A 20635-nucleotide genomic window follows, 5' to 3' on the forward strand; every position below is an offset into this window, starting at 1 on the left:
CATTCACCTTAAGATTGTTGATCTGCTAATTGCTGGTTAGTGGCTTTAAATAAGCGCTGAACATTTTCAGACGGCGCAGCACCTGCGCGCGATACCAACCAAAGGGTTGCGGTGCTTACCGCAAAACCAGGAATAATTTCATAAATAACACTGCTTAACGTTTTACCGTCAGCCAACACGGGTGCGTATATCCAAAATAGGACAGTTACTGCACCACTAATAATGCCGGCTAATGCCGCATTCTGTGTTAAATCCTTTTTGTATAAGCTGAACAATACCAACGGGCCAAATGCGGCACCAAAGCCAGCCCATGCATTACTCACTAACGAAAGAATGGAGTTCGACGAGTCCATCGCCAATAGCAATGCCACTATGGCAACGCCCGCTACAGCAACTCTTCCGATGGTCACTGTCTCTTTTTCGCTGATGTCTTTTTTCGCTACAACTCGATAAATGTCTTCGGTTAACGAACTAGCCGATACCAATAACTGAGACGAAATAGTACTCATAATGGCAGCTAAAATAGCAGCCATTAAAAAGCCACTAATAAGCGGGTGAAATAGCAACTGAGAAAAAACGATGAAAATAGTCTCAGCGTCGTCCACGCTTAAATTGAATTGATTTGCATAGGCTATCCCTACAAAACCCGTTGCTAATGCTCCAAGTATAGTAACTAGCATCCAAGACATACCAATATTTCGTGCGGTGCTCACCGATTTAACATCGCGAATAGCCATAAACCTTACAATAATGTGAGGCTGACCAAAGTAGCCAAGGCCCCACCCAAGGCTTGAAAGCAAGCCCACAAGAGTGAGTGCACCCCATGACTCAGTAAAATTCGGTACTGATTCATACGCAGCAGCCGTCATTTGGTTTACACCATTAAACTCGGTAAAGGCCACAACCGGCACGAGAACAAGGGCAATAAACATGATGCAACCTTGCACAAAATCGGTAAGGCTAACCGCTAAGAATCCACCCAATAAGGTGTATGAAACGACAACGCCCAATGTGATAAACAGCCCAAGCTGATAATCAACTGAGAACGCGCTTTCAAAAAGCTTTCCGCCGGCTACAAGCCCTGCAGACGTATATAAAGTAAAAAATAAGACAATGATGACAGCTGAAACGATGCGTACGTTTGCTTTAGGGTTGTCGAAGCGCTTTGCGAAGAATTCCGGCACGGTTAAGGAATCATCTGCGACTTCGGTGTAAACACGAAGCTTAGGTGCAACCAATATATAATTTGCTAATGCCCCTGCGACAAGACCAATAGCAATATAAACTGCGTCGAACCCGGTTAAGAACATTGCCCCTGGCAATCCCATTAACATCCAACCTGACATATCAGAAGCACCTGCTGATAGTGCAGTAACTTGAGGGCTAACCTTCCTACCACCTAGAATGTAACCAGAAATATCACTAGTAGATTGACGATATGCAAAAAGACCTATACCCAACATCGCTAGAAAATAAATTGCCAGCGATATATAACTTTCAATTGGCATAATGTGAGATTGCTCTCCTATGTTAGTTAAAATTACATCATTCAGATGTTCGAAGGACATTGCATTCCATCGAAGTGCTATACAAGGTTTGAAGGCTTGAATAACACGCATCATTTGTTTCCGACTTTAGCCTTATGCCAAACTCAGAATCAAACATTTAAATTGAACAATAATGATTAGAGTTCTAATTATATAAGTATCACTGGTGTGATTTCAAGTTTAAATAGTAGTCAATTTGTTATGAAGCCTATTTGCTGCGTGAATATAACCAAAAAGGTTCCACATACATTACCTCTTTCAAAACTGCCTACAAGGCACTGATTTAAAGCAACTTTAATGCAACCATGCGGTTCCGTGAAACGCAATATTTTGTACTCTACGTCGTTCAACCAGTACACTATTAGCATCAATAGAAACATTTATTATTAAAAGTTAATCTAGTTGTCACTCAGATGAAATAATCGACAACAAAAGCTTTTCAGTGCTTAATTCTCGTTCAATAGGATCGCAAATTTCCTGATTAAACTGCTGGAGTGTCTTTAATAAATTTTCAAACGTATTTTTCTCATCAAACACAGAATATAATTTCGGGTGAATGTAATACTGTCTACAAACGGAAGGGGTATTTCCCAGCATTTTTGACACATGTGAACTCAACGAGTTAGGCCATTTACGGTTACGCCCTTCTCGCAAATACCTTTCAACGTCAGGGAAGCTTTGCAGTGCAAATCGACTGGCCGCCCAGGTTCGAAAAATCTTTACAACTGAAGCTTTCACCCAAGTGCGCGTGAATAAAGTCATTCACGTCTTCACTATGAATATCACACCAAGAGCCATCAGATAATTGATACCTAAATAAGCTGTAACCTTGAAGCTGAGTACATTCACACACTAAGGATGCCAATAAAGGATCGTCGATAGTAATGGTGCGTCGCTTACTGTGTTTACCAGAATATTCAAGAGACACCTTTTCAAGCGTTGCTTCTTGAACATGTTTACGACGAAGCGTAGTTAAGCCATAGGTGTTATTTTCTTTACTGTACTGAGCATTGCCAATTCTTACGCCGGTGTAATCTAATAACAGGCACACCAAGGCTGACGCTCGCTCTATTGTCCACTGCTCGCCACTAACGAGTGCCCTGCAAAATTCTCTAAACTCAGGTACCTTCTGACCAAATAAAGTCAAACGTTTGAATTTTTCTACTTGTTGCTGTTTATGCCAATCAGGATGATAGAGGTATTGTTTTCGCCCTTTAGCATCTAGGCCAATCGCTTGAATACTTGCTTTAGGGTCGCGACTGATAGTGACACTTTTCCAGTTAGGAGGAATGGCGAGTGATTTGATTCTACGCAGCACACGTTGCCCTTCAACCTTACGACCGCTGGTGTAACGATAATAGGCACCTTTACCACAAGCAATGCGCTTAATTGTAAGGTGTGGATGACGCATACTCCCATCAACGACTTGCCCTATGGTCACGTCAGCTCCCTTCTAAAATAATGTGTACCGCAAACTTACATCAAGGCTGCTTAACAGTGTGGTAACTTAAAATCGCTATTTTGAATGCAAACGGAGATGCAAGTTACGTGCGTGTTGACGCACCAGCCAAAAGCCATGGCCCGTTGCGAGGCAATTGATTCGATTAAAAATTATTTTCTATTACATTCATTAGGTTATCGATGTAATTTTACATTGGGTTAATGATTTGGCGCCATCATATTAGTAAGCAGTAAGACAACCGCTGAAAGCTAAATTCACAGACTGAGACAAATTTTCATACTGTGAGTAAATATGTAACATAGCGAAAATGTTATCTATAGACCTAGGGTAAGTATTATCGACACAAAGTTAAGCCAACCTTATCAAAAAACCAATATTAACGATGAAATTCAACATCTTACATAAAAATAGAGCGCTTCGAAAGCATGTGGACTAAAGTTTAACCCGCCAGCGGAACGCATTTTGAATGGTTATCAATGAATATTTGTAAATTCGCTTAATAGTTATGAATTTACCCGCCTTTGGCAAAAACGTTGAAGGGTACCGCTTAGGTATAAATTGACCGGGTTTATCGGAGAAGTTATGCAAACTGCTAATCATGAAAATCTTCGCGCATCTCTAGCGCCAAATGACCAAATTCAAGTTGCTGCCATATTTGAAGACAAATTGATGGCAAAAAAAACCATTCAACAACTGGCAAATTCAACTGATATCAGTACTGACCAAGTGTCTTTCATCGACGGAAGCGATACTGAAATAAGTGAGAAGTTAGAACGAGAGAGCAGAAGCATAGGCAAAAATTTGTGGCACTCCCACTTAGTGCTTGGTGGTGTAGGCTTTCTTGTAGGCATGCTAGGAGCATTTCTTTTGGTTTCGTTCGGCCCTGAACTAACGAAGCAAAACCCACTATTTACTTACATCGCGTTAATAAGCCCAGGCATCTTTACTGGTTTATTTGTAGCAGGTTTAGTTGGCCTGCGCCCAGACCGTACAGAAATAGTGCAAGCTGTTAGGCATGCTATACGAAGAAATCATGTGGCTGTGGTTATTAACTTGAAAAAGAGCCAATCGGCGTCTGACATTGCATCGTTTTTACATTCGCGAAGCAAGAATGTGGTCGAAGCGGTACGCTAGTATCTCTTGAACCCAAATTAGCAGCTTACTCCCTTATAACGTAAGTTAAAGGGAGTTGCTAGACTTACTTAATCTTGCTCATCGTGAGCCGATAACTTTTTCGCCAGTAAAAAACACACCGGAAATACTACGCCCCATACAAGAGTCAAAATAAACAGCGTAATTAGCGGTGAGTATCCGAAGTTAACAGCCCCAAACTTCTGGCCACCAAAGTAACTTAACGGGGCGAAAACCGCACCGCCGATCATTGCTAGCCATGGCTTGTTAGCAAATACACTCAAACTGTGTTGTATTGAGCCCCCTAGTGCTGCCCATAGGCACACCAGCCAAATGGGTACTATCCAATGAGATGCACCACCGCTAAACCAAGCCCCACGCTCAAAGCTAAATACCCCTGTCAACATCAGTAGTGAGTCAACCACTGTACCTAGTAATAAAACTGCTATCATTATTTTACCATCTGACTTTCGCAATGGTGAGTAAACAAGCCACGCGATCAGTAAACCCAAAACCAAAACCAAAAAAGTACTTTGGTATAAAACCACTAACCACCAAATGGTTTGAAACCATAGAAAGTTAACCAATTTGATAATGAAACTGTTCGACATTGAATTCGCCCGTTTATGAATGTGAATACTGCAGTTGAAAGTCAGATGGAACATTTACGGTACTGTTTGTCAGCCAGTTCACTTGTAAAGTTTTAATAAAACGTAATTTTTGATGTTTAATTTCATTCTACCTACATAGATGCATATTAGTAATAAACAAAAAAAGCGGAACCACTGTATAAGTTAATTAAATCTTTGAACAAAGGAAATGTGAACAGTATGAAGATGGTTAAATATTATGTACTCGGCGCAATCTTAGCACTAGTGCTAACCTGGTTTAGCCCAACACTATGGCTCTCTGTCATCTTTGCTTGGATCAGTTTTTCACTTATTGCAGTTAGTAGCGCCTACTTGCTTAACTATCCTGCATTGTTCAGAAAACGTGAAGATGGTTCAATCCCTATTTATATTCGGTGGGTCTTCGTTCCATTTTTACTGGGAAGCTGGTTGTACAATGAGTATGCAAGGCGTACCGACAAGGTTCCTCCCTTCCAAAGAATAGATGACCAACTCTATTTAGGTTGTCGCATGTCTTCTCAACATGTGGATATGCTGAAAAACAACAATATTAACGCTATTTTAGACGTTACCGCCGAATTCGATGGCTTAGATTGGACAGCCTATCAATTGGATTTTGATTATTTAAACATTCCTGTTCTTGACCATACCAGCCCCACCCAAGAACAACTTACACTTGCAATTAACTGGTTAGATCAACAACTCGTTGAAGGTAAAAATGTCGTAGTGCATTGTGCACTTGGTCGAGGGCGTTCTGTACTAGTGCTAGCCGCCTACCTTTTAGCGAGAGAGCCCTCGTTATCAATTCTAGATGCGATGGACAAGATTCAATCGGTTCGAACGACAGCAAGGCTAAATAAACATCAGTTAGCGGCACTGGAAAAAATAAAGAATGGTGGAAGCTTGTCATTAACTAAGCGCCTTACCCTCATTGCCAACCCTGTTGCTGGCGGGGGTAAATGGGAAGTTGAAAAGGCCGACATTCTGGCAAGATTGAACGAAAAATTTAAAGTCACCGTTAAAGAAACAACAGAAGAAATAAACGGTGAAGCCTTGGCTAAAGAAGCCTTAGGCGATGGGGCACAAATTATCGTAGCTTGTGGTGGCGATGGTACCATTACTGAGGTGGCGAATGCCCTCACCGATAAGAATGTAACACTAGGGGTTATTCCCCTTGGTACGGCCAATGCCCTTTGTCAGGTACTTCATGGTTATGCTAGCAAAATTGTTCCCATCAGCACAGCGTGTGACGTCATTATTAACGGTAAAACTGCAGATATTGATACTGCCCAGTGTAATGGCAGAATGATGTTACTGGTTGCGGCTGTCGGGTTTGAAGAGCATATGATATCTGCCGCAGGACGAGGAGAAAAAGACTCTGGTGGACAATTTGCCTACCTTAAGGGGCTTTGGGAGGCCATTGGCAAAAACGAAAACCTTGGTCTTCAGGTAAAGTTTAATGATGAAGAAGCCCAGCACTTAGAAACACCAAGCTTAGTGATCGCCAATGCTGCGCCAATTACCACCGCACTCGCGCAAGGCGGAGACTTACCAGATGTGACTGATGGTAAATTAGATATCACGTGGCTAACCCCACAAGATTCATCTGACCGTCAATTACTCTCTTTGGCAGAGCTCGTCTTTGGTCCTGAAGATTACAAAACCAGTTCAGACAGTATCAGGCATAAACAGTCCCCATCGATATCCCTTTATTTTGACGAGGAAATATCTTACGCGGTTGATGGTGAGATATTCAGCGCAAGTGAAATCAGTATCACCACACACCCCGCGAGTCTCCGAGTATTAACGGGCATAGACCATGCGCAAAATAACAGTCAATTCACGACAGAAAAACGATAAGTAAAGATTACCGCAAACGCTATGTAAGAAATGCATTAATTAAGCGGCTGCTTATGTATTGAAACGATAATCAGCCGCTAAAAGCTTTACTTACAGTGACTTAGTGAACGCAATATAGTGGAACGCTTCTCGCATTGGTTAACGTGCTTTTTACGCCACATTTTAGTACAACTAGTTGAGGGATTACCGATGAAGATTTTCGAAGCGTTACGCCAAGATCATGAGAAACAAAGATTGTTACTTAAAATTCTCGCTGAGACCAGTGGAGACACGGCTGCACGCCGAGAGTATTACCAAGAGCTTAAAAATCAGCTCGAAAGTCATGCCATTGCGGAGGAGCGCCATTTTTATTCTCCCCTCCTTAAAAAGGATGACGCCGTAGAGTTAACCCGTCACGGTATTGCAGAACATCACGAAATTGATGAGCTAATCGAAAAACTGGATGAGACTAAAATGGACTCACCAGGATGGCTACGTCACTTGAAATCGCTTCAGGAAAAAGTTGAGCATCACCTTGCTGATGAAGAGCAAGAGTTTTTCCAGGTGGCTGGTCGACTTCTTAACGATTCTCAGAAGAATAAACTTGCCGATGCTTACCAAGAGGAAATGGCAAAAGAACTTGCGCCTCTTTAGGCTCAAGTGTTACTCAAATCATAACGATACGAAAAAGGCCAGTCATAGACTGGCCTTTCTTTTCATGCTTGGTTTTACTAAAAGTTAGTAAAATAAACTATCGTTTAGCGATAATGTACACGGCGTGGATAACACCAGGGAAGTAGCCTAACAACGTTAAAAGGATGTTTATCCAAAACTGAGCGCCAATACCAACTTGTAAGAACACACCTAAAGGAGGCAGTAAGATTGAAAGTATAATGCGAATAATGTCCATAATAATATCCTTGTTTTTGAAGTAATTTCACAGTTCACCCACTCTAACTGCGGTATTTTAAGTTTTTGAGCAGGCTTTGCTTTTATAATGCATATATACTGCCAACAATAAGGAATTTACTGGCACACGTCTATTCGCCTAAAGGTGAATTTTCTAACCATTCTTCTAGCGCATGCTTAGCCAATGGCCGGCTAATGAAGTAGCCCTGCGCAATATCACAGCCCCACTCTTTCAAAATATTTAGCGACATCTCGTCTTCTACACCTTCAGCTACCACTTTTAAGTCGAAGGCAGCAGCTAATCCCAGCACGGTATGCACGATTTGCTTATCGTTGTCGTCGGTCGCTAAAGACAAAATAAAGCTTTTATCAATTTTGATAGTATCGACAGGCAAATTTTTCAAATACGCGAGCGATGAGTAGCCAGTACCAAAGTCATCGATGGCAAAATGGAATCCCCTGCTCGTCAATGCGTTCAGGTTTTCAATGGCAAGTGAAGCATCGGCTACCAAATCACTTTCTGTGATTTCTAGCTCTAGGGCATCAGGCGAGAGAGCTGCATCGGTGAGTAAAGAAACCAGTTTATCGAGTAACGGCTTATTTTGAATATCTTGGGTTGATAGATTCATGGCTACTGTAAAGCCATAGCCTTTTTGCCTAAAGTAGGACAAATCAGTAATCGTTTGCTGCATAACCCAAGTTGTGACTTGTTCGATTAGTGCAGCCTGCTCAGCGATGGTAATAAATTCATCTGGGGGTACGAAACCAAGCGTCGCGTTATTCCATCTTATCAGCGCTTCCATGCTGCATACTTTCATCGTACTGAGATCAATTTTGGGTTGATACACCATAGAAAGCTCACTTTGATTGCTAGAAAGCGCACGCTTAAGCTCGGTGGTAATGGTTAAACGCCTAACGTACTTAGCCTCAAGCTCGGGGCGATAATGAACACACCATGCATTAGAGTGAATAGCTTCATCGGTAACAATATTAACTTTACGAAATAGTTCTTCTGAGTTGGTGGCATCTTGAGGGCAAGACACCACTGCCATCGCCACTTTGACAGGGATAGAGATTAGGTTACTCTCGACGGGCTGCTCTAAAATATGTTTCAACGTTTCTAGTTGATTTTCATCTAACGCCGTATCGGAAATATAGAGAATTTCTCCCCCGGCTAAACGTGCAGATGTGCCAGGCCAGCGAAGTAAACGCGTAGCAAGTGCCTTGAGCGTGTTGTCTCCATTTGAATACCCATAAAGGTCGTTGGTCGTTCTAAAGCCAATAATCGTGATAGCAACAACCTGCAAATTTACATTCTCAGACATTTTTCCATCAAAATAACCTTCAACGTAATTTCGATTGAACAAACCTGTTAGCACATCATGTTGCGCTTGATACCGAATATGCTTTTCTCGGTGTTGAATGCTCTCTTGCATGCTATCCACTGCCGATGCGAGTTCACTTATTTCACGTAACTTTGATGGTTTGTCTAGTGTAGCGCCATATTCACCGCCAGCTACCCTATTGACTGCTTTGACAAGGTTAGAAACGGAACTGCTGACATTTCGAGCCAGTAGCATTGAGAACCCCAACGCCACCAAAACTGCAATTAGGGTTAACACTAAAATACTTAATTGGATGTCGGTAAACGCGTGGAAGGCGTCTGATACATCTACAGCTATAGTAATGCGTACAGGAAGCGCCGACATCGACACTAAGCTAACTTCACGACTTATGTAGGTATTTTTCTGCTTGAAAGTTACATCGACCCAAGATGGTGTGGGATCACCCGTTAAAACTGACTCTACTTGCGCAGGCGAAAGCGTTGACGCAATCGGCGTATTGTCACTAACATTGGTGATAATAATTTCAGCATCAACAAGATTTCTTAGTTCTTGTAGTAATGTTTCATCAAACTCCACACCGATGATCATGTAATAACGTAATGTCGGAATTTCTACTTTATAGAGATTTAACTGTATTAATGAGTCATCAATGAGGAAAAAACCGTTTTCGTAGCCTTTTGCAACAAGTGCAGTGCTGGCTTCTAAGGTTTCACCCGGTGTAAAAAGGGCACTGTGAGAAGCGACAATAGTGTGATCTAAATTCACTAATGCAATCACATCGGAATTAATTCGCGACGCGTAACTTTCTAACGCAGTTTGTATAGAGGGTAAATCTGAGGTCCCCACGGCTTGGCGAAAATCATAAGAACGAAGAAGTACGTTGGAGACGCTTTTAATGATAGCTTGGCGGTCTTCAATTAGCCTATGCAGCACCTTTTCGGTAACAGCAATATCTTGGCTGATATTTTGTTTAACCAAGTTGTTGGCTGACTTCCAAACCCCTGCAACAATGAGGAGTGAGGCTATAAAAATTCCGCCAAGAAGCGTTCTAAAAAGACTTTGTCGAAGTGATATTTGCAACCTACCGCTCCCAGCGCACCGTTTTATACATAATACGTACATTCACTTTTTCTAATTCAGCTAGTAGCATAGCCCAATTACCGCAAGACTAATAGTCGCGAGGTTGGCGTAATTGTTCATTTTATAAAAAAATTAGAAACACAAAAAAACCGGCTAAAAGCCGGTTTTTAAAGTTGGTGCGGAAAGCGGGACTTGAACCCGCACGAGCTATGCTCACCACCCCCTCAAGATGGCGTGTCTACCAATTCCACCACTTCCGCAAAAATCTTAGTTAGGTACGTCTGAATCGTCAGGCTTAGGTACGTCTTCCTCAGTAACTTCAGCCTGAGGAGCCTCAGCGTTGGGAGCCTCAGCGTTAGGAGCGTCACCCATTGGGATATCATTCGACGTTGCTGCGTCTTTCGCAGGCGTATCCATAACAGGAACGTCCATATCAGCTGGCGCTTGAACCGGGGCTTCAACAGCCGCTGGTACTTCCAAATTATCCCACTCATCTACTGCACTTTCGCGGTTCGCTGTCATCGCGCCTAACGTAAGGCTGATAAAGAAAAACAAACCAGCGAGAATGGCTGTAGTGCGAGTCATGAAGTTACCAGAACCACCTGAACCAAATACTGTATTTGAGCCGCCGCTACCAAAAGAAGCGCCCATATCTGCACCTTTACCCTGTTGAATAAGAACAAAACCAATCAACAGCAATGCAACAATTAAATATGCTACCAGTAGCACTTCGTAAACCATAATTACCTCGTCAGTTTGCCGCTTGGCAAATTGAAATAAAATCTTCTGTCTTTAAGCTGGCGCCGCCAATGAGGCCACCATCTACGTCTTGTTGTGCAAACAATGTTTTAGCATTATCTGCTTTAACACTGCCGCCGTATAAAATTCGTAACCCTTGAGCAAGCTCTGCGTCTACTTTTGCAAAGTATCCACGAATAAATTCATGTACGTCTTGCGCTTGTTCAGGTGAAGCTGTCTTTCCAGTACCTATGGCCCAAACAGGCTCATAAGCAAGTACTGATTTAGAAAGCTCTTCAACAGATAAACCGTTAACTAATGCGTCAAGTTGTTCGCCAATGAAAGACTCAACCTGACCACTTTCTCTAATATCAAGTGACTCACCCACACAAATGATAGGGGTCAATCCACTTGCAATTGATTTCTTTGCTTTCTCGGCCACTAAGCTATTGCTTTCTCCGTGGTCGTCTCTTCTTTCTGAGTGCCCTACTATGGCGTACTTACAACCAAGTTCACTCAACATGTCAGCAGAAAGGTCACCTGTGTGAGCGCCATTATCAAGATGACTGACATCTTGTCCACCCAACGCAAAGGCTTGAGTAGAAAATGCTGAAAGATATAGAGCAGGAGGACAAATAACTACATCAACATTATCAACCGCATTATTCTCAAATGCATCGTTGAACGTAGTGACCAGAGAACGATTACCGTTCATTTTCCAATTGCCCGCTACCAGCGGCTTTCTTTTATTGTTATTCACAATGCAGACCTTAGCCCTGTCTTAAAGCGGGCGTGATATTAACGATTTCAGTAAAAATATACAAGTATAAAACGCGAAATATCCAGTTCTGCCAACTAATTGGCGACTTTACGAACAGTTTCAGCAATATGCTCTGCCCACTTGGAAGAATGCCCTTCGTTATCAGACTCTACCATAACGCGAATAAGGGGTTCAGTTCCGCTTTTACGTAATAAAACGCGGCCCTTCTTGCCCAATGAAGCTTCTGCTTCTTCTTTAGCACCTTGCACATCAGCATGCGCTAGATAATCTTGACTAGCATCTTGATAACGCACGTTGACTAAGCACTGAGGATACATATCAAAGCCATTACTTAAATCATGTAAATCTAAGTCTGAGCGCAACATTGCAGCGATAACTTGTAAGCCTGCAATAATGCCGTCGCCGGTAGAAGACGTTGCCAAATTCAGTATATGACCCGAGTTCTCGCCGCCAATTGCCCAGCCTTTTTGCTGAAGCATTTCCATTACATAGCGATCCCCTACTTTACTTCGTGCAAAAGGAACGCCTAGCTTGCTAAAGGCAATTTCTAACCCAAGGTTACTCATCAATGTACCTACAACACCGCCTTGCATGCGGCCATTTTTAAGTGCATCGCGGGCAATCATATATACAATTTGGTCGCCATCTATCACATTGCCTAAATGATCAACCATCATAATACGGTCGCCGTCACCGTCTAAGGCGAAACCAAGGTGAGCATTCGTTTCTTTTACCTTCTCCACTATCGCATCCATCGAAGTGGCGCCAACACCTTCATTGATATTTAAACCATTTGGCGCCGTACCAATTTCAATCACCGTAGCACCCAGCTCACGCAATACATTCGGCGCAATATGGTAAGTGGCACCATGGGCACAATCTACGACTATCTTTAATCCGGTGAGAGACAAATCTGAAGGGAAAGTACCTTTACAAAATTCAATATAGCGGCCTGCAGCATCGTTAATTCTGGTTGCTTTCCCTAGCTTATCAGAGGCAACACATGTCATTGGTTTATCAAGCATATCTTCTATAGCTAGTTCAATATCATCGTCGAGTTTGAAACCGTCTGCCGAGAAGAACTTAATACCATTATCATAATAAGGATTATGTGAAGCACTAATCACAATACCGGCTTCAGAGCGGAATGTTTTCGTTAAATAGGCAATTGCGGGTGTAGGCATGGGGCCTAGTAAACCGCTATCAATACCAGCAGCTGATAAGCCCGCTTCTAAAGAAGACTCTAGCATGTAGCCTGATATACGAGTATCTTTGCCAATTAGTACTTTATTGGTACCTCGCCCGGCAAGCACTTTTCCTGCTGCCCAACCAAGCTTAATTGCAAATTCGGGATTAATATTACTTTCGCCAACTTTACCGCGTATGCCATCAGTGCCGAAATATTTACGCTGCCCCATGAAGGTTCCTTATTCTATTGTTGTTAGCATATTAACAATGTTAACTGCGTCCGTTGTTTCCTGTACATCGTGAACGCGGATAATATGCGCACCTTGCTGTGCTGCAATTGTAGCGAGGGTAATACTTCCCGCCAAGCGTTCATCCACATTTCTATTTAACAAATTGCCAATCATAGATTTACGAGACATCCCTACCAACACCGGATAGCCTAGTGCGAGTATACTTGGAAGATGTTTAACCAATGCATAATTATGTTCAAGGGATTTCCCAAAGCCATAGCCAGGGTCGAACAAAATTTGGTCTTTTTTAATGCCAGCTTCAATGCAATCTGATGCTCTTGCTAATAAAAATTGTTTAACGTCAGCCACAACGTCTTTGTAATGAGGCTGCTGCTGCATATCTTTAGGCTGGCCTTGCATATGCATTAAACACACTGGCACATTCGCGTTTGCCGCGGCCTTCAGAGCGCCAGGTTCTTGCAAGGCTCTTACATCGTTAATGAGCCCTGCTCCAGCGCTAACCGCTTGCGTCATTACCTCAGCTTTACTGGTATCTACTGAAATAATGCAGTCTGTATTTGCGCGCAATGTTTCAATAACCGGAATAACACGGTCTAGCTCTTCTTCAAGAGAAACCGGCGCGGCGCCTGGTCGTGTCGACTCACCACCTACATCTATTAGCGTGGCACCTTGAGACAGCATTTTTTCAGCATGTCTTACCGCATTTTCTAAAAGCGCATGCTTGCCGCCATCAGAAAAGGAGTCCGGTGTGACATTCAAAATGCCCATAACCTGTGGGCGGGATAAGTCTAATTTGTGGGAGGAAAACTGCATTTATTTACTCTTAAATTCAATCTGCCAACTCGGCGTGGTATTGATCGTTCAAAATTATCACTGCACAAATAAAAAACGCCAGAAAGACTGGCGTTTTATTAACGTTGTATCAATTTCTAGCTAGGTAAGTCACCTGGTTTACCAACCGACGGCTTATCTACGCCATCGTTAGTAATCTCGCCTTCGCGAGCAGGCTTACCGCCACTTGGTTTGTCGCCATCAGAAGGACGACGATCATCCCAGTCTGAAGGAGGACGAACCTCAGTGCGCGCCATAAGATCATCAATTTGTTTTGCATCAATCGTTTCGTACTTCATCAGTGCGTCTTTCATTGAATGCAGAATATCGATGTTCTCTTCTAGAATATTGTGCGCTCTATCATAGTTGCTGTCGATGAGTGATTTAATCTCTGCATCGATTGCGCGAGCAGTATCATCAGACATGCTAGAGGCTTTAGACATTGATTTGCCTAAGAACACTTCGCCTTCGTCTTCAGCATAAAGCATTGGACCCATCTTAGTAGAAAGCCCCCATTGCGTTACCATCTTACGAGCAATCTCAGTAGCACGTTCAATATCGTTAGAGGCACCAGTGGTGACCTTGTCGTCGCCGTAAATCACTTGCTCAGCAATACGACCACCAAACAAACTTGAAATCATGCTCTCAAGGTGTTGCTTAGAATGGCTCACACGATCTTGCTCTGGCAAGTACATGGTTACACCCAATGCACGACCACGAGGAATGATAGACACTTTATAAACCGGATCGTGCTCTGGCACTAAACGACCTACGATGGCGTGACCCGCTTCATGATATGCCGTCATCTCTTTTTCAGCTTCAGTCATCACCATTGACTTACGCTCAGAGCCCATCATGATCTTGTCTTTCGCTTTCTCAAACTCTTCCATCGCCACTAAACGCTTGTTACCACGTGCAGCGAATAACGCAGCTTCGTTAACTAAGTTAGCTAAGTCGGCACCGGAAAAACCTGGTGTACCACGGGCAATAACACTTGCTTCCACGTTATCGGCCACAGGCACTTTGCGCATGTGAACTTTAAGAATCTGCTCACGACCACGGATGTCAGGTAAACCAACAACCACTTGACGGTCAAAGCGACCTGGACGCAACAATGCAGGGTCTAGTACGTCTGGACGGTTAGTCGCGGCAATAACAATAATGCCTTCATGACCTTCAAACCCATCCATTTCAACCAACATCTGGTTAAGTGTTTGTTCACGTTCGTCGTGACCACCACCTAAACCTGCGCCACGTTGACGACCTACCGCATCAATCTCATCGATGAAAATGATACAAGGAGCGGCTTTTTTCGCTTGTTCGAACATGTCACGAACACGCGATGCACCTACACCCACAAACATTTCAACAAAATCTGAACCTGAAATGGTAAAGAATGGCACTTTTGCTTCACCTGCAATCGCTTTGGCAAGCAATGTTTTACCCGTTCCAGGAGGACCTACCATCAGTACGCCTTTAGGAATTTTACCGCCTAATTTTTGGAACTTAGATGGGTCGCGTAAGAAATCTACCAATTCAGACACATCTTCTTTTGCTTCGTCACAACCTGCAACATCAGCAAAGGTGGTTTTGATTTGGTCTTCACCTAATAGGCGAGCTTTGCTTTTGCCGAAAGACATTGCGCCGCGACCACCACCACCTTGCATTTGACGCATGAAGAAAATCCATACACCAATAAGCAGAAGCATTGGGAACCAAGAAATGAAAATAGATGTGAGAAATGATTGTTCTTCTGGCGGCTCACCGTAAACGCGTACATCGTTTTTGACCAAGTCAGAAACTAACTTGTCATCAAAATACGGTACGTACGTTTGAAATGTTTCGCCTGAACGTCGGGTACCACGAATTTCGCCGCTATTATTAATGCGAACTTCACGGATGTTACCCTGCTCAGCTTCTCTTAAAAAAGTTGTGTAGTCGGTCTGTGTTTTCGACGATTCACCAGGTGAAAAGCTCTGAAAAACAGACATCAACACAACGGCGATAACCAACCATAAGATTAAATTTTTTGCCATATCGCTCAATGCTACTAACCTCTAAAAATCCGAAAGAATATACTTGTGAAAGATAAAACCACGAGTGCTTCCCTTACACACATAAACTTTCGCAACGAAAATCGCTTACTCAAAGCGTACTACACTTTGTACCCAAGAGCCACCAAATACACTTCACGAGACCGTGAACGCGATGAGTCTGGCTTACGTGTTTTTATGGTTGTGAACGCGTCACGTAATGCACGTAGGTAAGTATCAAAACCCTCCCCTTGGAAGACTTTAATAACAAAACTGCCACCTGGTTTCAGTACTTGATGACACATATCGAGTGCCAGTTCACACAAGTACATCGAGCCAGCTTGGTCTACTGCTGCATTTCCAGACAGGTTCGGTGCCATATCAGACAACACTATATCTACGGTGTTCCCACCAATTCTGTTCAATAACGCATTTAAAACAGCTTCATCTCTGAAGTCACCCTGCAAAAAATCAACGCCAACAATAGAATCCATCGGTAAAATATCGCATGCGATAACTTGCCCGTTGTCTCCTACCAGTTCAGAAGCCAGTTGAGACCAGCCTCCTGGCGCAGCACCAAGGTCCACTACTGTGTTACCTGTGCTGATAAGTTTGTCTTTTTGCTGAATTTCTTCCAATTTGAAGAAGGCGCGCGAACGCTTACCCTGCTTCTGTGCTTTTTGCACATAATGGTCGTTAAAATGTTCTGTTAACCAGCGTTTACTGCTGGCAGAGTGCTTCTTTTTTGTCATTCCAATACATTGTCATTAGGATTGTAGAGAAGATGGCGTTAGAATACGTTAATTCAAGCTTAAATTTATAGATTAATTGTAAGAAAATTGACTACATGAAACTTTCAAATAAACAGAAACAATTTTTAAAAGGCCTAGCGCACCCGCTAAAGCCTATCGTACAGCTAGGTTCAAACGGCCTAACTGAAGGTGTTGTTGCGGAAATCGACAACGCATTAAATTTCCATGAACTGATTAAAGTTAAAGTTCCTACTGATGATCGTGAAGAAAAATCACTCATCATGGATGCGATTGTTCGCGAAACGAAATCAGAAAAGCTACAAGTAATTGGACACACGCTTATTCTTTACCGTCCGAGTGAAGAGCGTAAAATTCAGTTGCCAAAATAAGTCATACCATGGTGTCGGTTTTTGCCGGCACCATAGTTTTCGTACCGTATTGCCGTTAATATTATGTTAATAAACATGATAATGTCGTTGTGGACATAAATTAACAAAAAATAATACGGAACCTACACGGAAACCCTATGACAGAAACAAAGCCTATTCCCAACTCGCTTCATACTCCCTATATACAACAAAAACCGCTTGAAAAGCGAACCGCAATAGTCACCGGTGGATGCTCCGGTCTAGGTCATGCTACCGCTATTGCCCTTCGTGCTGCCGGTGCCAATGTATGTTTACTCGATCTTAATGAAGAAATGGGTAAGCAACGCGTTGAGGAACTCGGTGCTGAACATACCTTGTTTATTAAGGTTGACGTAAGAAGCGAAGATGATATTACCCATGCTATTGATAAGTGCCTTTCTCGCTTTTCCACGCTTTCATTATGCATAAACTGCGCTGGCATTGCCCCTGCAAAACGTTTGCTAGACCGAGATGGTAACCCAGTCCCTTTAGGTGATTTTCAAAACACGATTGATATAAATTTGGTGGGCAGCTTCAATGTAGCTCGTCTTGTGGCCGCAGCAATGGCGAAGCAAGCACCACTAAATGAGGAAGGCGAACGTGGTGTTATTATCAATACTGCCTCTGTAGCAGGCTATGAGGGGCAAATAGGACAAACCGCTTATGCAGCTAGTAAGGGCGGCATTATTGCACTGACACTACCTATGGCGAGAGATCTTGCCCCACTGGGTATTCGCGTAAACACCATCGCTCCTGGGGTAATGGGAACCCCCATGTTGCTTGCCATGCCAGAAAAGGTACAAGACGCCCTTTCTGCTAACGTGCAGTTTCCCAAACGCTTAGGTTTGCCTGAAGAGTTCGGTAAATTGGTGCTGCATATTGCCGAAAATAACTATTTAAACGGTGAAACCATTCGCTTAGACGGCGGCTTAAGAATGCCGCCCAAGTAAAACTGTACTAACACGCGACTAATTCACTAGCATTATTCACCATCGCCACCGTTAACCATGAGTGCAATATTATATAAACGATTCACCGCATGATAGTTGATGGTGTTTTTGGGGTAACGACCTCGGCTACTTAATGTACCGGCGTCCTGCCCCATTAATACGGCCAAGGCATCATCTACCGTTTCTACAGTATGAATGTGGAACAAGCCTTTTTTCACCGCATCAATGACAGTGGCATCTAACACCAAGTTAATCGCATTCGATTTAGGAATGACCACACCTTGTGTACCAGTTAAGCCGCGGTGCTGACATAAGTCGAAGAAGCCTTCAATTTTTTCATTCACCCCACCCACCGCTTGCACTTCACCGTATTGATTTATAGAGCCTGTGATGGCAAGGGTTTGTACGCATGGAATTTCGGTTAACGCAGAAATTAACGCCACCAACTCACCTAATGACGCACTATCACCATCGATGTGTCCGTACGATTGCTCCAACGCAATATTAGCCGATAAGGTTAGCGGGAAGTGCTGAGCGTATTTATAACCTAAATACCCTGTTAATAGCATCACGCCTTTTGAGTGAATCGGTTGGCCAAGCTCTACTTCACGTTCAATATCAACGACACCACTTGCGCCAGCAAATACCGTAGAGGTAATGCGCGCAGGCGTACCAAAGGAGGTATCGCCAATATCTAGCACCGTAAGTCCATTCACTTTTCCTATGGCTTTACCATCGGTAGCAATAAGCACATGCCCTTCTTTAATATCATTAAGTAGGGTTTGGCTTACGCGCCCTGTTCGCCGTTTTTTAGCACTAAGCGCGGTGCGCAAATGGTCAAGTTCTAGGGTTTCACTACCTGACTTTACGCAAAAATAATGGGCTTCATTCACCAACTCAATCACTTCAGCAAAATGTGCTGAAAGCTTTTCTTGGTGTTCAGCCATGCGTAGTGAATATTCGACTAACCGGCACATAGCATTCGCGGTAATACCGGTTAAGTTAAGCGCTAAAATGTGTTTGCGCACTTTGCCCACAAAATCGAACAAAGCTTGTCGAGTCACCTGAATTTCTAAATCGAAATCGACCAACACACGAAACAGCTCATCGAATTCATCATCGTAATCTTGCAAGGTGTAATACAAGTCTCGCGACCCCAACAGCACTATCTTTACGTTCAAATCGATAGGTTGAGGGTTTAGGGTAATCGCATTTACCATACCTACATCTTGCTGTGGTAAATCCATTTTCAAACTACCAGATTTCGCCGCCAGCTTAAGGGTATCCCACACATAGGGCTGTTCAATTAACTGGTCTACATCAAGCAGCAAATAACCGCCATTGGCACGATGTAATGCGCCAGGGCGGATCATTCTGTAATTAGTGTAAACACTGCCATGAATATTAGTGTATTCAATTTTCCCGAACAGGTTTTGATAAGTTGGGTTTGGCTCATAGATTACTGGCGCAGAGTCATCTAGACGATTCGCAACCAATACATTAGGCAGAAATTGCTCTTCTAAGAATAAGCGTTTGTCGAAATCATCACTTTTTTCGTCTTTTTGCTCTTCAGCTAAAATAAGTAAAATAGCATTCACAAGTGCGGTTTTAAGCTGCTTTAAGTATTTTAAAATGCCTAAATCTGACGCGTATTTGTGCTCTAGTACCTTTAGAAGTGGCTTAATGCCTTGCTCGGCAGTTTGCTTGTCTAGCTCACGCAAGCGCTCTGAGTTTTCACGCTTCCACGACGGTAAACTTAATAAACTTTCACTTAGTCTATTTTCTAGCTCGTCTATCAAGTTGTAAAAGAATTGGCGCTTTTCGTCGCTAGCCGTCGCAAATTCGGCATCGCTAATGGGTTTACCATCAACAATAGGTGAAAACGTGATAGTGCCCCCGTCTTCATTCATAGCCACTTCATTGGCTTTTGCAAAACGCTCTACCGCATCAATGGCGTTATCGTATTTTTGATCGAATTCGCGGGATATGCTGGTTCTACGGCGCTGGTAACCCGGGTTATCAAATGCCACCGGAAAGGTATCGAGCACGTCATCAATTAAGCTAGTGATGTCTTTTTGAAATGCTTTACCGCCACCAGGCGGAAAACGAAGGGCTACTGGCTCGCGCTCTTCATCAAAGTTATTGATATAACACCAATCATCGGGTGCAGGCAGTACGGCTACTTGGCGTTCAATGTAATCTTTTACCAAGGTAAAGCGACCCGTAGCCGGTTCACCCATCACATAAAGATTATAACCTTTCGCGTTAATGCCAAGACCGAAGGTTAACGCTTCTCGCGCGCGCTCCTGCCCTATAAATGTGGCATTTAGGGCTTCATCGTCTTTTAAGGCAGCATTCACTGCTTTTCGATTGATGGTTGGGGTTAGGTCAATTGGATCTAGGGCCATAGTGGTGCTTTCGCCTGGCATAGTGTTCTATTTATTGTGCTTTAGGGTAAGTGAAACCCTATTTAAGTAGTGTGTCAAACCCTTATGCCGTAAAGCACTGTTTCGGGCCTCTAATCGATGAATTAACGAACAATCGCGGCTATTAATTTTTATGTACGAAACCGCTATCAAGTGAAACCTTTGCCAATACGCTTACTTTTTCAACAAGTAGTCACAAAAAAGTCGTGGTAACCTAGCACTAGCTATTGAGGCTAAGTGTTGCGCTGGGTTATTCTATGCGGCTACATGCAAGTTAAACCTGCAATATTGTGATTCTGTCCAACGACGACTCACACCCCACGATGAAATTTGGG

17 protein-coding genes and 1 tRNA gene are annotated in these 20635 nt (G+C 43.1%); 5 read left to right on the forward strand and 13 right to left on the reverse strand.

Annotated elements, in window-relative coordinates:
- Positions 1-8 precede the first annotated feature (8 nt).
- Together putP and FLAVO9R_RS09265 are read right to left on the reverse strand one after the other, a co-directional pair.
- A complete protein-coding gene (gene putP, locus FLAVO9R_RS09260) occupies positions 9-1508 on the reverse strand; it encodes a sodium/proline symporter PutP (protein ID WP_159534533.1) in 1500 nt (499 codons plus the stop codon).
- Positions 1509-2214: 706 nt separating this feature from the next.
- Complete coding sequence (locus FLAVO9R_RS09265) at positions 2215-2988, reverse strand: DNA topoisomerase IB (protein ID WP_232370620.1); 774 nt, start codon at positions 2986-2988, stop codon at positions 2215-2217.
- A gap of 603 nt (positions 2989-3591) precedes the next feature.
- Here FLAVO9R_RS09265 and FLAVO9R_RS09270 point away from each other — a divergent pair.
- Positions 3592-4143, forward strand: a complete 552-nt coding sequence (locus tag FLAVO9R_RS09270; protein ID WP_159530697.1) for a hypothetical protein — start codon at positions 3592-3594, stop codon at positions 4141-4143.
- A 68-nt stretch (positions 4144-4211) separates the two neighbouring features.
- On the opposite strand, the gene FLAVO9R_RS09275 is transcribed toward FLAVO9R_RS09270, so the two are convergent.
- A complete protein-coding gene (locus tag FLAVO9R_RS09275; protein ID WP_332310445.1) occupies positions 4212-4805 on the reverse strand; it encodes a DUF2878 domain-containing protein in 594 nt (197 codons plus the stop codon).
- Positions 4806-4970: 165 nt separating this feature from the next.
- Between FLAVO9R_RS09275 and FLAVO9R_RS09280 the strand changes: the two genes are divergently transcribed.
- Together FLAVO9R_RS09280 and FLAVO9R_RS09285 are read left to right on the forward strand one after the other, a co-directional pair.
- Positions 4971-6629: a diacylglycerol kinase family protein gene (locus FLAVO9R_RS09280; RefSeq protein ID WP_159530701.1), complete on the forward strand. Its 1659-nt coding sequence runs from the start codon at positions 4971-4973 to the stop codon at positions 6627-6629.
- A gap of 189 nt (positions 6630-6818) precedes the next feature.
- Positions 6819-7262 (forward strand): hemerythrin domain-containing protein, encoded by a 444-nt coding sequence (locus FLAVO9R_RS09285; RefSeq protein WP_159530703.1) that lies wholly within the window; start codon positions 6819-6821, stop codon positions 7260-7262.
- A gap of 97 nt (positions 7263-7359) precedes the next feature.
- On the opposite strand, the gene FLAVO9R_RS09290 is transcribed toward FLAVO9R_RS09285, so the two are convergent.
- From FLAVO9R_RS09290 to rlmE, 9 genes are all read right to left on the reverse strand, one after another.
- Positions 7360-7518 (reverse strand): YqaE/Pmp3 family membrane protein, encoded by a 159-nt coding sequence (locus tag FLAVO9R_RS09290; protein ID WP_159530705.1) that lies wholly within the window; start codon positions 7516-7518, stop codon positions 7360-7362.
- Positions 7519-7648: 130 nt separating this feature from the next.
- A complete protein-coding gene (locus tag FLAVO9R_RS09295; protein ID WP_159530707.1) occupies positions 7649-9943 on the reverse strand; it encodes a bifunctional diguanylate cyclase/phosphodiesterase in 2295 nt (764 codons plus the stop codon).
- 174 nt (positions 9944-10117) lie between these two features.
- A tRNA-Leu gene (locus FLAVO9R_RS09300) sits at positions 10118-10203 on the reverse strand.
- Between the two features lie 7 nt (positions 10204-10210).
- Positions 10211-10684, reverse strand: a complete 474-nt coding sequence (gene secG / locus FLAVO9R_RS09305; RefSeq protein ID WP_159530709.1) for a preprotein translocase subunit SecG — start codon at positions 10682-10684, stop codon at positions 10211-10213.
- Positions 10685-10694: 10 nt separating this feature from the next.
- On the reverse strand, positions 10695-11441 hold the full coding sequence (gene tpiA, locus FLAVO9R_RS09310) for a triose-phosphate isomerase (RefSeq protein WP_159530711.1): 747 nt from the start codon (positions 11439-11441) through the stop codon (positions 10695-10697).
- A 95-nt stretch (positions 11442-11536) separates the two neighbouring features.
- A complete protein-coding gene (gene glmM, locus FLAVO9R_RS09315) occupies positions 11537-12880 on the reverse strand; it encodes a phosphoglucosamine mutase (protein ID WP_159530713.1) in 1344 nt (447 codons plus the stop codon).
- 9 nt (positions 12881-12889) lie between these two features.
- Entirely contained in the window at positions 12890-13714 is an 825-nt protein-coding gene (folP, locus tag FLAVO9R_RS09320) for a dihydropteroate synthase (protein WP_159530715.1), read from the reverse strand.
- A 116-nt stretch (positions 13715-13830) separates the two neighbouring features.
- Complete coding sequence (gene ftsH / locus FLAVO9R_RS09325; protein ID WP_159530717.1) at positions 13831-15777, reverse strand: ATP-dependent zinc metalloprotease FtsH; 1947 nt, start codon at positions 15775-15777, stop codon at positions 13831-13833.
- Between the two features lie 110 nt (positions 15778-15887).
- Positions 15888-16517, reverse strand: coding sequence for a 23S rRNA (uridine(2552)-2'-O)-methyltransferase RlmE (rlmE, locus tag FLAVO9R_RS09330; RefSeq protein ID WP_159530719.1), 630 nt, complete (start codon positions 16515-16517; stop codon positions 15888-15890).
- A 95-nt stretch (positions 16518-16612) separates the two neighbouring features.
- Between rlmE and yhbY the strand changes: the two genes are divergently transcribed.
- On the forward strand, positions 16613-16906 hold the full coding sequence (gene yhbY / locus FLAVO9R_RS09335) for a ribosome assembly RNA-binding protein YhbY (protein WP_013784361.1): 294 nt from the start codon (positions 16613-16615) through the stop codon (positions 16904-16906).
- 137 nt (positions 16907-17043) lie between these two features.
- Positions 17044-17874 carry a 3-hydroxyacyl-CoA dehydrogenase gene (locus FLAVO9R_RS09340; protein ID WP_220099938.1) on the forward strand — a complete coding sequence of 277 codons (831 nt, stop codon included), beginning with the start codon at positions 17044-17046 and terminating at the stop codon, positions 17872-17874.
- 32 nt (positions 17875-17906) lie between these two features.
- Here FLAVO9R_RS09340 and FLAVO9R_RS09345 read toward each other — a convergent pair whose 3' ends face one another.
- The gene (locus tag FLAVO9R_RS09345) at positions 17907-20282 is read right to left on the reverse strand and encodes a Lon protease family protein (protein WP_232370621.1); all 2376 of its coding nucleotides are present in this window, start codon (positions 20280-20282) and stop codon (positions 17907-17909) included.
- Between the last annotated feature and the right edge of the window lie 353 nt (positions 20283-20635).

The organism is Alteromonas sp. 38, assembly GCF_902506055.1.
In the GTDB taxonomy this organism is placed as follows: Bacteria; Pseudomonadota; Gammaproteobacteria; order Enterobacterales; family Alteromonadaceae; genus Alteromonas; species Alteromonas lipotrueae.